Raw genomic sequence first — 11,908 nt, forward strand, 5'->3', positions numbered from 1 at the left:
CTCCCACCATGCAGAATGGCGTGGTGAACGGATTCGGCTTTCACACCTTGGCGTTGCTCGCCGCTGTCGGGATGGCCGGCCCGGTCCTGGCTTCGGTCCCGCGCCTGCGGATACCGGTGGTGGTCGGTGAATTGGTCGCGGGCCTGGTGATCGGCAGGACCGGTTTCGACGTGGTCGATATCGCCGACCCGACGTTTGCGGTGCTGGCGAATATCGGCTTCGCGCTGGTGATGTTCGTGGTGGGCACCCATGTGCCGGTCCGCGAGGCCGCGATGCGCTCGGCGTTTCCGGTGGCCCTGGGGCGCGCCGTGCTCAGTGGAGGCGTCGCGGTAGCACTGGGTATCGGTCTGGCCGCGACATTCGGAACCGGCCACCCGGCGCTCTACGCGGTCCTGATGGCCTCGTCGTCGGCGGCGCTGGCGTTGCCGGTGATCGATTCGCTGGGGCTGCGGGGACGTCAGGTACTGTCCGTGACCACGCAGATCGCCATTGCGGACACTTCCTGTATTGTGCTGCTGCCGTTGGTGATTGACATCAAAAGGGCGCCGACGGCGGCGCTGGGGGCGCTGGCGGTGGCGGGTTTCGCAGCGGCGCTGTTCGTGGTGCTGCGCACCGTCGACCGCAAGGGCTGGCGCAAACGCCTGGACCGCTATTCCGAGATGCACCGGTTGGCGCTGGAGCTGCGGACCAGCCTGCTGGTGCTGTTCGGGCTGGCGGCGCTGGCCGTCACCACCCACGTGTCGATCATGCTGGCGGGTTTCGCGGTCGGCCTGGTGGTCGGGGCGGTCGGCGAACCGCGCCGGTTGGCGCGCCAACTTTTCGGCATCACCGAGGGATTCTTCAGCCCGCTGTTCTTCGTGTGGCTGGGCGCCTCGTTGCAGGTCCGCGAACTCGGCGCACACCCGAAGCTGATCCTGCTGGGCGCGGGACTGGGACTCGGTGCGGTGCTGGCGCATTGCGCCGGACGGCTGCTTCGCCAGCCGCTCACCTTCGGGGTTCTTTCGGCGGCGCAGCTCGGCGTGCCGGTGGCCGCGGCCACCATCGGCACCCAGGAACACCTCCTGGTCGCCGGAGAGGCGTCGGCGCTGATGTTCGGCGCCCTGCTGACCGTCGCGGCGGCGTCGATCGCGGGCACGCTGGCCGCGCGTGGCCAGGACACAGCCGAACCGGGCGAGGCCGTGCAGACCCCGCTACGTCATGCTTAGGCAATGCCGAGATCGTTGCTTGCGCCGGCGCAGCCGGATTCCGGGTCGGGAGAGCTGGGCACGTGGCGAGCCGCCGGGCTGAGTATGGCGGTGATCGCGTCCGCGGCGTCGTACGGGTTGGGCGCGCTGCTCGGGGCGGCGGTCGTGATTCCGGTGATCTACGCTTTGGCGCGGTTGCGCGGTCATGCGCCGGACGCGCGCAGTACCGCCGAGTTGATCGGCACCACCCTGGGTCCCAAGGCGGGATTCGCGGCGGGACTCGTTCAGCTGCTCGCCTACCTGGCGTTGGCGGCCAAGTTCGCCACCACGCTCGGATTGCAGCTGCTGCAGCTGCTTTCGCCCGGCGACGACCCAACCGCGATCGTGTCGTGGCTCCCGGTCGGCGCCGCGGCCGCGGCGCTCCTCATCGGAGCCGCCGCCTGTTGGGCCCCGACTCGCGTCGTGGCGTCGCTGGCACTGCCGCTCGTGCTCGCGGGCCTGCTCCTCTACGTCTGCCTCGCGGTCGCGGTGGCCGCCCTCGTCGCGCTGAGCACCGACCCCGTCGTCATCGGGACGGCCGCAGCACCGCGCCCGCTGTCCGGCCAGCTCGTCGGCTTCGGCCTGGGGATGGTGGGCGTCGAACTGCTCACGGTCCGCGCCGCGCGCATCGCCAGGCCGGGACGATCCATGTCGCTGGCCACCGTGGTGGTCGCCGTGGCGGCGGTGGTGGTGTGGGTGGGCGATCACCGGGGCGTGGCGGGGCCGTGGCGATGGAGCGCGAAGATGCTGGCCGAGGCGGTGCCCGAGTTCTACGCCGACGACGGCCGGCGGTGGATGGCGGTGGCCTCCATCGCGCTGGCCGTGGCCGCCGCGCTGGTCTCCGGGTGGGCCGCGGTGCGCGCAGCCGCGGGCCTGGCGGTCATGCGCGAGGCGACACCGAACGCCGGTCTGCGACTGGCGGTGGTGGGGCTCGTCGCGGTGGTTGCCGCCGTAGTCTCGGCGCACGGTGCGCGCTGGATCGGGGTGGTCATCCTCGGCGCGGCGCCCCTGCTGCTCATAGCGCTGTATGTGTTTGTCACAGAGGCTAATTCGCGCATTCCCGGTGACAGCGTGGTGGCCTGGTGGGTCCGCCTGCTGATGCCCGCGCTGGCCGCGGTGGCCGTGATCAAACCGCTGGCGGACTCCGGGTTCGCGCCGGTGCAGGTGGCGACGGTGGTCGCCGCGCTGTTCGGCGTGTGCGCCGCGGGCGGCGCGGCGGCACTGCTGGCGCCGCCAAGCCTTGCCGCCAAATCTGAGTAGTCTTACGGATCCCCGCCAATAGCCCGCTGCCGCAGGCTTACTGGCATGACCGTTCCCAACAGCATGTCAAAAACCACCGCCGCCTTCTTCGTTCAGGCCGCCGTCGCGTTCGCGATCAGCTTCGTGGCCGCGCTCGGCGGAATCTACTTTCTCCCACTCGACCCGTGGCCACGATCGCCATGCCGATCGCCAATTCGATGATGACGGTGGCGTTGTGGCCGAGCTTGAGGGCGAAATAGTTCTTGACGACGAAATTGGTGGCCATCACCGCCAGGCCGGTCAGCATTCCGCCCGCGGGGCCGAATTGTATGGCGGCGGAAATCGTGGGATTACTGGCCCACAGGGTCGTCGGCCAGGTCTGGTTCTCGGCCGCCCAGTGCGGGCTCGCGACTAGGTTGTTCGACCACATCAGCGCGACGACGACCACGAGCTCGGCGAGTACCCACGCCGGTTTGCGGCCGAACCCGCGCAGGTAGGCGACCCCGCACGCCGCGCTCCACCCGATCAGCCCGGCGAAAAGCACCCAGCCCAGCACCGGCCGAAGCAGATCCGGGTTGATCGCGATCTGGAAGCCGGTGGCATAGATGCAGCTCAGCAGCCGGAACACTTGCGCCGCGCGCCACAGCGGCGCCGTGGGATCGGGGCCGTGATTCGCCATCGTGGCCAGCATAAGGGCGGACGGACCCGCCGCCGGCCATGAACACGTGGCCGCCCCGGGGCGCGTGGGCTCGAAGGAACCGCGGGTCAGGCATCACCCGGCCGTGACCCGAACCGGAACCGGCGGCCGGTGATCGTTTCCGGGATGATGCGCACGTAGTGCGTCTTTTCCGACGTCGTCCACGGCAACACCTGTGCGCGTTCGGCTTCCTCGAGCTCCTCGGGGGTGCGCAGCGAACGCGCCGTCCCCCTGATGACTACACTCCACCCTTCGGCGACGTTGTGGTCATCGACCTCGAACAGCACCCGATTGTTGATCGCCGCACTGATCAGCTTGGTTCCCTCCGCGGTGCGGAACAGCACCGTGCGCCGTTGGACGACGTAGTTGACGGGAAAAATATCGGGCTGACCGTCAGCGTAGGTCACCAGCCGCCCCAATGTCACACCCGCGAGCAGCTCCCAGCATTCGTGCACCGGGAGGATGGCGACTCCTTGGTCGATTGCTGACATCAGGTAATCCCTTCATAAACGCGCGATTTCGCGTTCGCAACGCGGGGCGTCCTCAAGGCTATTGACCGGCTTCACCGAATTGCGGCGGCCAAAGGTCCCATCCCGCGGGGACCAAAGTCGTTGAACCAGTTGTTCGCCAACACCAGCGGCACGGTCGGCACTGCTGATTGTCAATCGAAAATGTGGGATATTGAATTCGGCTGTCGCAATTCTGGCGTGTGCGCGATCAGCAGGAAAGGGCCTGCCATGGTTAAAGTGTTCCTGGTCGACGACCACGAAGTCGTCCGCCGCGGTCTCTGCGATCTTCTCGCCGCTGATCCCGAACTTGAAATCGTCGGCGAGGCCGGCTCGGTGGCGGAGGCGAAAGCGCGGATACCCGCACTGCGGCCCGACGTGGCCGTGCTTGACGTTCGCCTTCCCGACGGCAACGGAATCGAACTTTGCCGGGACCTCGTTTCCGACCATCCGGACCTGCGATGCCTGATGCTGACGTCGTTCACCTCCGACGAGGCGATGCTCGAGGCGATCCTGGCCGGCGCCAGTGGATACGTCGTCAAAGACATCAAGGGCATGGAGTTGGCCCATGCGATCAAAGAGGTGGGTGCGGGCAAGTCCTTGCTGGACAACAGGGCGGCCGCCGCGTTGATGGCCAAACTGCGCGGCACCGCTCATCAGGAAGACCCGCTGTCTCGCCTTACCGAGCAGGAACGCACGCTGCTGGGGCTGCTCGGCGAAGGGTTGACCAACCGGCAAATCGCCGCCCGGATGTTCCTTGCGGAGAAGACGGTGAAGAACTATGTATCCCGGCTGTTGGCCAAGCTGGGGATGGAACGCCGCACCCAGGCGGCGGTCTTCGCGTCGAAGGTGAATCAGCAGTCCAACCTGTCGGCCCCGGCGGATTGACCGTTCCGCGACCCGTCGGATTTCAACGAATCTGATTGTCGCACAAACCTTTCCGCTGTTTCGAGACGCGCATTACTCGTTTGGCGGGAGGGTTGAACGCGCTGGTGCGCGGTCAGCATCAGGTGGTCGAATTCCGACTGGGACTCATTGGCCAACCTGACGCGTCGGAAGTCTTCGGCGATCTGCTCGGCGAGCGGCCGGAGCTTGATGTTCGCTTCCTGCGACAGCCATCTGAGCAAGTCGAAGGCCGCACGGTCGCTGATACCGTAGATCAGCATGAGCATGCCTTTGGCTTGCTCGATGCCAGCACGGTTCTCGCTGATCTCAGCGAGTTTCACACTCATCGCGTCCTGCTGCGCCTGCTCGTGCGGCGGCGAGACGTCGATGTAAAACCCGTGCGTTCCGATCACGTCGCCGTCGTCGTCGAAGATCTGGTCACCGACGACCATGACGTGGCGCACGTTCCCCCGGGTATCGATGATCCGATGGCGAGTGCTGAACGCCTGGCGCGTATCGACTATCTGCTCGATGGTGGCCGCGACGTGTCCGCGGTCGTCGGGATGCTTGTGTGACAGCACCAATTCGGTGGTCGGGGTGATGCTGCCGGGTTCATACCCGTGCATTCGTTGCACTTGTTCGGACCATTCCCAGTGCTGGTCGGTGAAGTAGAACCGAAACCAGCCCGCCGGTTGCGCAGCGCCGCCGGCCAAGGCTTGTTCGACGTTGGCCGTTTGGCCGTCGAGTTCCCATTTCATCGTGTATCCGACCTCCCTGGTACCGGGCGGGACGTTCGCACCGGTGGCCTAGGGCCGGCGGCGGGCGGCGGTTGGAGGAGTCGGCACGCGTGCGTGCCGGAGGGACCGCCGCCCGGCCCGCCGGTCTTTCAGGCGTTGATGACCTCGCGCTGGGCGGCAGCTTCTCCGACGGCCCGGGGTGTGTCGCCGCGGCCGACGGTGATCTTGCGCGGCTTGGCCCGCTCGGCCACCGGAATGTGCAGGCTCAGAACGCCTTCGGCATAGGAGGCCTCGATCTTCTCGGTATCGAGGTTGTCGCCGAGGACCAGCTGGCGGCTGAACACGCCGCGCGGCCGTTCGGTCGCCAGCATCTCGCGGTTGGGATCGACGGCCGGTCGTTCGGCGCGCACGGTCACCACATTGCGCTCGATGTCGATGTCCAGTGAGTTGGCATCGATGCCGGGCAGATCGAATTCGACGACGAAGTTCTCGCCTTCGCGCCAGGCGTCCATCGGCATCACCGCCGGCCGGGCGGCGGTACCGAGGACCTGGTGGGCGAATCGGTCGAGCTCACGGAAGGGATCCGAACGCATCAGCATGGTGGTCACCTCTCACTCCAATCTAAGCGGTGGGTCGGCAATTTCCTATGTCTAATGACATAGGTTTTGTATAACACCGTCGACAGACGGATGCAAGTGTGCTAAACAGATTTTCTGAGCGGTGAGCTAACGACCTTGAGCGGTGAGCTAAAGGAGATGCGCGATGGCCGAGTACCGCGGCGACGCGGGTGCACCCTCGTCCGACCATGGCGTGTACGGCATCTCGGTGGCCGCCGAACTGTCCGGGATCGCGGTGCAATCGCTGCGGCTCTACGAACGGTACGGCTTGATCACGCCGGCCCGCAGCCGGGGCGGAACCCGCCGATACAGCGCCGACGACCTGATGCGGCTGCGGCGCATCAGCGAGCTGGTCGATTCGGGGGTCAACCTGGCCGGGGTCGCACGCATCCTCGATCTGGAAGACCACAACGCCACGCTGTCGGCGGCCAACACCGACCTGCGGTCCACCAACCGCACTCTGCGAGAAGCCGCGAAGGAGGCGAAACCGGTCGAGCCGGGCACACTGTAGAGCCCTCGCGGATTGCACCGGCCGGCGCCGGGTACTCGTCCCGCTATGCCTTTGAGGAGAAGCGATGGGTGAGTTGACGGAAGCCGGTGCTCAGGTCGCCGGTAGCGCGCGACAGGAGGCCGACGCCTACCGAGGCGACAACGTCCGGCCGCTGGGCGGCTACCTGGTGGTGATGGTCGTCTACGGCGCCGTTGTGGCCGTCGCGACCCTGGCCGCGCTGGTCAGCGGGCGCACGCTACCGACGCGGTGGCGGGTCCAAGACCTGCTCATCCTCACCCTGGGCACCCACAAACTGTCCCGAACGTTAACCAAGGACGCGGTGACCAGCCCGCTGCGGGCGCCCTTCACGCAGTACGCGGGCACGGGCGGACCGGCGGAAGTCCAGGAAGAGGTCCGGGAGCAAAGCCAGCTCCGGCACAGCCTCGGCGAGCTGCTGACCTGCCCGTTCTGCCTGGACATGTGGGTCGCCACCGGGTTCGCCATAGGCCTGGTGTTCGCGCCCCGGTCCACCCGGCTCATCGCCGGCGTATTCAGCGCGCTGGCCGGCGCGGACTTCCTGCAGCTCGCCTACGCGATGGCACAACAGTCGGCCGAGGGCTGAGGCACGCGTTAACGCTGCGGGTCAACCCGTCTTCGGCATCGGTATGCCCTCGCTCGCCGTGAATTGCGCGTCGTTCTCGGAGGACAACCCGATGGAGACGACGGAGCGGGTGAACAGGGCGTCCGTCAGGTACGCCAGCGACACGGCCCACCGGTTGACACCGCGTGGAATCGCGTAAAGGTGGTAGGACCTGGTCACCGCTTTGGCGAGCAGGCCGGACAAATGGATGTTGAGGGGATTCGCCACCGCGTAACGCGGTCCGAGGTCGACCACCAGGCCGAGGTTGCGGTGCTTGTATTCCTTGCTGCTGCCGTACCCGAGGCTCGCGGCCACGTTGCGGGCCAGCGCTTTGCCCTGCCGGGTCGCGTGTTGGGCGGTCGGCGGCGTGACCTTTCCAGGTTGGGTCAGATCGGGCACCGCGGCCGCGTCACCGGCCGCGAACACCTCGGGGTGATCCGGCACCTGCAGATCGGGCTGCACTTTGAGCCGGCCCTTTTCGGTCGGCAGGCCCAGGTCCTGGATCAACGGTGCCCCAGTCACCCCCGTCACCCAGGCGATCGTGTGCGTATCGATGCGCGAATCATCGCTGAGCACAACGTGATCGGCGTGCGCCTCCTTGAGGGTGATGCCGAGCCGGACGTCGATACCACGCTTGCGCAACACCTTGAGCGCGGCGTCGCCCAGCTTCTTTCCCACCTCGGGCATCACCTGGTCGGCCAGGTCCAGCAGCAGAAACCGTACCTGGGCGGTGTTGAACCCCATTTGTTTGGCCGCCGCGTCGGCCAGCGCCCGCAGCTGCGCCACCAGCTCGGTGCCCGAATACGAAGCGCCGACCACCACGACGGTGCGCCGGGCCGCGGCCACCCGGGGATCGTCCTCGATGTTGGCCAGTTCCAGTTGTTCGACGAAATGGTCACGCAGGTAAAGGGCCTCGGCCGTGGTCTTCAATCCGCGCGCGTATCTGGCAAGCCCCGGGACATCGAACAACCGGGTCACCGAGCCCGGCGTCAACACCAGCCGATCCCAGGACATGGAATGGCTGCGCTCTTCGGGATCGCAATAGGTGACAGTGCGCTGGGTGAAGTCGACGCCGTCCACGCGGCCACGCACGGCGCGCACGCCCTTGAGCGAATTGGCCAGGGGGACAGCGACGAAGCGGGCATCGACGACCCCGCCGGCCACGTCGGGCAGCAGCGGTGTGTACAGCATGTAGTCGACCGGGGAGATTATCGTGATGTCGACAGGTGCACGGCGTCGGCGCAGGATACGGGCGAGCCGACGGGCGCAGGTGAATCCGGTGAAGCCACTTCCCACGATCACAATGGAGGTCACCGATCCGAGTGTAGGCGGCTTCGCCGAACGGGTCCCGGCCCCCCATACCCTCGTCGTGGTGGCCTCCGCCGCGAAAACCGTTGGCCAGGAGAGGTTTATCGCGGGTTCCGGCAAAAGGCACTGACCAACCTCGTCTACGGTTGAAGGCCGGACCCGGCGCATCGCTCGATGCGTTCGTTATCCGGCCTTGCGCTTCGCTGTATGGCTCATAGACTCGATGTTTGGCGTCCGCATTCGCGAACGTGCCGGTGTCGCCGTGATGGCAGGGGGTGGGGGCAGGGGCTCCGCGACTAGGACTGCATCGAGGGGTGATGGTTATGCGAGACGGCAGTGCCACCATCGTCAATCAGCTCGTCGAGCTGGTGAACAACGTGGGGCGCGATCAGTGCGATACGGCGGCCGGGTTGCACGAACTCATCGAAAACGGTGTACACCACGTCACCGGCGCCCAGTATGCGGGAATCACGCTGGCCGAGAAGCGCAGGTCGGTCAGCAGCGTGGCCGCCACGCACCGCTACCCCATGGTGCTGGACGCGATTCAGAACAGGTTCGGCGAAGGGCCCTGCCTGACCGCGGCCTGGGAGCACCACATCATGCATATCGCCGACCTGAACGTCGACCAGCGCTGGCTCCGCTACCGGCGTTATGCGCTCGAGCAGACCCCGATTCGCTCCGCTTTGTCGTTCGAGCTGTTCATCGACGGCAGCAGCATGGCCGCGCTCCACTTCTATGCCGACACCCCGCGCGCGTTCAGCGCGGAGTCCGTCGAACTGGGCACGGTGTACGCCACACATATCGCTTTGGCCTGGTCGATGATGCGCCGTCAGGACCAATTCCGCAGCGCCCTGGCATCGCGCGACATCATCGGGCAGGCCAAGGGCGTGATCATGGAGCGCTTCAACCTCGATGCCGTCGAAGCTTTCGAGCTGCTCACTCGGCTCTCGCAACAGTCCAACACCCGGGTGGTGGACATCGCGGCCACACTCATCGACGCCGAACACCCGCTCAAAAGCCGGCGCTGAATGTGGCCTTCGCCGGGCGGTTTTGCAGGAGTCAGGGCATCGGGACCGGCGCGGGCCGGCGCTCGGCGATGAGCCGCTCGCCGAGGTCGTAGTCGTCATCGGCGTTGTAGGTCAGGACGCCGACGACGACATTGCCCGCGTCGTACCAGACCGTGAAGCCGTCGCCGTGATCGAGCAGCCGGCTGCGTTCGTACCCGTCACCCCAGGCATGGTACTTCAACGTGGCGTCGCCGACGGTGGTCCAAAAGCCCGGCACCCCATCCCATTTCGCCTGCCGGCCCGCCGCGGACGTGCCGGCGATCGACCCCTGGTCGGCCGCGTCCTGCCAGTGCTCGGTGGCCACATGGCGACCGGCGACTTCGTGATAGGCCAGCGCGACGTCGCCGGCGGCGTAGACGCCGGGAGCCGAGGTGGCCATATCGGACCCCACCACGACGCGGGACTGGTCCACCCGCAGGCCCGCCTCAGCGGCGATCCGGCTCTGCGGCGCCACACCGGTTGCCGCGAGCACCAGGTCGCAGTCGATGGTGACACCGTTGTCCAGGCGCACACCCGCTTCGGTGATTTCCTCGACCGTCACCCCGCCGACGTGGCGGACGCCGGCCTCGCTGACCAGATCGCGCAACCGCGCGGCGGCCTCGCGGCCCAGCCGCTTCTCCTGTGGAAGTTGCGCCGGCGCAACCACAGTCACCGGAATCCCACGCAGCGCCAACGACGCGGCGGCCTCGCAGCCGATGAATCCGGAGCCGATCACCACCGCCGAGGAGGCGTTTGCGGCGGCGGCGCGCAGCGTGCCGGCATCGGCCAACGAGCGCAACAACAGCGCGCGTTCCCCGCCGGGAAACGGAGGTGTTACGGGCGCCGCGCCGCACGCCAGGATCAATGTGTCGTAGCCGTAACTCTCATCGCCGATATACACGGCGCGCTCGGCGAGATCCAGCCGCTGGACCGGCGCCCCGCCGATGAGCTCGATCGCCCGGTCGCCGAACCAGCGCGGCGGGTGCAGGTCGACGTCGTCCGTCTCGCCGCGCAGGTATTCTTTGCTCAGCGGTGGCCGGGCGTAGGGCGGGTCGATGTCGGCGGTGAAAATCCGCACCGGAGTGTCGGCGTCGTGTTCACGGAACGACTCTGCCGCGGCAATCCCGGTCGGCCCGCTGCCCACGATCACGACTCCCGACTGATTCATCACGGGGTGATACCCGCGCCGCGGGGCTTGAATCGGGCCTCGATCGGTAGTGGTGACTGCGCCGTTTCGACGAACGCGAGGCGGGTATGAGCCCCTCACATGAAGGCTGTTACTTGGCATGGCAAACGCGATGTACGGGTGGAATCGGTGCCCGATCCGAAAATCGAGCAACCCACCGATGCCATCATCGAAGTCACCTCGACCAACATCTGCGGGTCCGATCTGCACCTGTACGAAATTCTCGGGGCGTTCATGAAACCCGGGGACATCCTCGGTCACGAACCCATGGGCATCGTGCGGGAGGTCGGCACGGAAACGGGCGATCTTCGGGTTGGGGACCGGGTGGTCATCCCGTTCCAAATCTCTTGTGGCAGTTGTCACATGTGCAAACATCAGCTCTACACCCAATGCGAAACCACCCAGGTAAGGGACCAGGGGATGGGCGCCGCGCTGTTCGGCTATTCGGAGCTCTACGGCGAGGTTCCCGGCGGGCAGGCTCAGCTGCTCCGCGTCCCGCAGGCCCAGTTCACACACATTAAAGTCCCTGTGGGACCGCCGGATTCGCGGTTCGTCTACTTGTCGGACGTGCTGCCCACCGCGTGGCAGGCGGTCGACTACGCCAACATCCCGGACGGGGGCTCGGTCACCGTGCTTGGCTTGGGTCCGATCGGGGACATGGCCGCGCGCATCGCCGACCACCTGGGCTACCGCGTCATCGCCGTCGACCTGGTGCCCGAACGGCTGGGCCGCGCCGCGAAACGCGGTATCCACACCATCGATTTGGGGCGGCTGGACTCCTCGCTCGGTGACGCGATCCGTGACCTGACCGACGGGCGGGGCACCGACTCGGTCATCGAGGCCGTCGGCATGGAGGCGCACGGCTCGCCGGCCGCCAAACTGGCGCAACAGGTCGCCGGATTGTTGCCCGACGCGCTCGGCAAGCGGGTGATGCAAACCGCCGGCGTAGACCGGCTGTCCGCCCTGTACTCCGCCATCGACATCGTGCGGCGCGGCGGAACGATCTCGCTGATCGGCGTTTACGGCGGGATGGCCGACCCACTGCCGATGCTCACCCTGTTCGACAAGCAGGTGACCCTGCGGATGGGGCAGGCCAACGTCAAGCGCTGGGTCGACGACATCATGCCGCTGCTGACCGACGACGACCCGCTAGGTGTCGACAACTTCGCCACTCACGTGCTGCCCCTTGACCAGGCCCCACACGCCTACGAGATCTTCCAGAAGAAGCAGGATGGTGCGGTGAAGGTCATACTCAAGCCGTGATCGTTTCTGCCACAAGGCTTTCCGTCTAGCGCCGTCGGCCCGGGCGCCCGAGCCCAGTTTGACGGGTGTGT

At 66.8% G+C, this 11,908-nt stretch carries 12 protein-coding genes and 2 pseudogenes; 8 read left to right on the forward strand and 6 right to left on the reverse strand.

The genetic code is table 11. From position 1 onward, the window contains the following. Nucleotides 1-8: 8 nt before the first annotated feature. The 3 genes and pseudogenes from G6N50_RS27420 to G6N50_RS29825 form a co-directional block, all read left to right on the forward strand. Nucleotides 9-1,205, forward strand: a complete 1,197-nt coding sequence (locus G6N50_RS27420) for a cation:proton antiporter (protein WP_083100197.1) — start codon at nucleotides 9-11, stop codon at nucleotides 1,203-1,205. 3 nt (nucleotides 1,206-1,208) lie between these two features. Continuing rightward, nucleotides 1,209-2,483, forward strand: a complete 1,275-nt coding sequence (locus G6N50_RS27425) for a hypothetical protein (protein ID WP_163650910.1) — start codon at nucleotides 1,209-1,211, stop codon at nucleotides 2,481-2,483. Between the two features lie 45 nt (nucleotides 2,484-2,528). Beyond that, a pseudogene (locus G6N50_RS29825) lies at nucleotides 2,529-2,657 on the forward strand (YiaA/YiaB family inner membrane protein); the annotation flags it as partial. Here G6N50_RS29825 and G6N50_RS27430 read toward each other — a convergent pair. Continuing rightward, nucleotides 2,614-3,153, reverse strand: a pseudogene (locus G6N50_RS27430) (DUF5931 domain-containing protein); the annotation flags it as partial. The pseudogenes G6N50_RS29825 and G6N50_RS27430 overlap by 44 nt on opposite strands. A 74-nt stretch (nucleotides 3,154-3,227) precedes the next feature. Then, entirely contained in the window at nucleotides 3,228-3,650 is a 423-nt protein-coding gene (locus G6N50_RS27435) for a pyridoxamine 5'-phosphate oxidase family protein (protein ID WP_083093092.1), read from the reverse strand. 246 nt (nucleotides 3,651-3,896) lie between these two features. Here G6N50_RS27435 and dosR point away from each other — a divergent pair, with 246 nt between their 5' ends. Continuing rightward, entirely contained in the window at nucleotides 3,897-4,553 is a 657-nt protein-coding gene (dosR, locus tag G6N50_RS27440) for a hypoxia response regulator transcription factor DosR/DevR (protein WP_083093091.1), read from the forward strand. Here dosR and G6N50_RS27445 read toward each other — a convergent pair. Then, nucleotides 4,520-5,308, reverse strand: coding sequence for a PAS and ANTAR domain-containing protein (locus G6N50_RS27445; RefSeq protein ID WP_083093089.1), 789 nt, complete (start codon nucleotides 5,306-5,308; stop codon nucleotides 4,520-4,522). The genes dosR and G6N50_RS27445 overlap by 34 nt on opposite strands. Before the next feature lie 128 nt (nucleotides 5,309-5,436). Then, nucleotides 5,437-5,886, reverse strand: coding sequence for an Hsp20/alpha crystallin family protein (locus G6N50_RS27450; RefSeq protein ID WP_083093137.1), 450 nt, complete (start codon nucleotides 5,884-5,886; stop codon nucleotides 5,437-5,439). Between the two features lie 163 nt (nucleotides 5,887-6,049). On the opposite strand from G6N50_RS27450, the gene G6N50_RS27455 reads away from it, so the two are divergent. Together G6N50_RS27455 and G6N50_RS27460 are read left to right on the forward strand one after the other, a co-directional pair. Beyond that, entirely contained in the window at nucleotides 6,050-6,415 is a 366-nt protein-coding gene (locus G6N50_RS27455) for a MerR family transcriptional regulator (protein ID WP_083093087.1), read from the forward strand. Between the two features lie 64 nt (nucleotides 6,416-6,479). After that, nucleotides 6,480-7,016, forward strand: a complete 537-nt coding sequence (locus tag G6N50_RS27460) for a DUF1360 domain-containing protein (protein ID WP_083093086.1) — start codon at nucleotides 6,480-6,482, stop codon at nucleotides 7,014-7,016. A 21-nt stretch (nucleotides 7,017-7,037) separates the two neighbouring features. Here the strand turns inward: G6N50_RS27460 and G6N50_RS27465 are convergent, their stop codons facing one another. After that, entirely contained in the window at nucleotides 7,038-8,348 is a 1,311-nt protein-coding gene (locus tag G6N50_RS27465) for an NAD(P)/FAD-dependent oxidoreductase (protein WP_083093084.1), read from the reverse strand. A 317-nt stretch (nucleotides 8,349-8,665) separates the two neighbouring features. Between G6N50_RS27465 and G6N50_RS27470 the strand changes: the two genes are divergently transcribed. Beyond that, nucleotides 8,666-9,370, forward strand: a complete 705-nt coding sequence (locus tag G6N50_RS27470; protein WP_083093082.1) for a GAF and ANTAR domain-containing protein — start codon at nucleotides 8,666-8,668, stop codon at nucleotides 9,368-9,370. A 31-nt stretch (nucleotides 9,371-9,401) separates the two neighbouring features. Here G6N50_RS27470 and G6N50_RS27475 read toward each other — a convergent pair whose 3' ends face one another. Further along, entirely contained in the window at nucleotides 9,402-10,556 is a 1,155-nt protein-coding gene (locus G6N50_RS27475; protein ID WP_083093080.1) for an NAD(P)/FAD-dependent oxidoreductase, read from the reverse strand. 99 nt (nucleotides 10,557-10,655) lie between these two features. On the opposite strand from G6N50_RS27475, the gene G6N50_RS27480 reads away from it, so the two are divergent. Continuing rightward, a complete protein-coding gene (locus G6N50_RS27480; RefSeq protein WP_083093079.1) occupies nucleotides 10,656-11,837 on the forward strand; it encodes a zinc-dependent alcohol dehydrogenase in 1,182 nt (393 codons plus the stop codon). The last annotated feature ends 71 nt before the right edge of the window (nucleotides 11,838-11,908 follow it).

It is taken from the genome of Mycobacterium mantenii (assembly GCF_010731775.1).
GTDB classification, from domain to species: domain Bacteria; phylum Actinomycetota; class Actinomycetes; order Mycobacteriales; family Mycobacteriaceae; genus Mycobacterium; species Mycobacterium mantenii.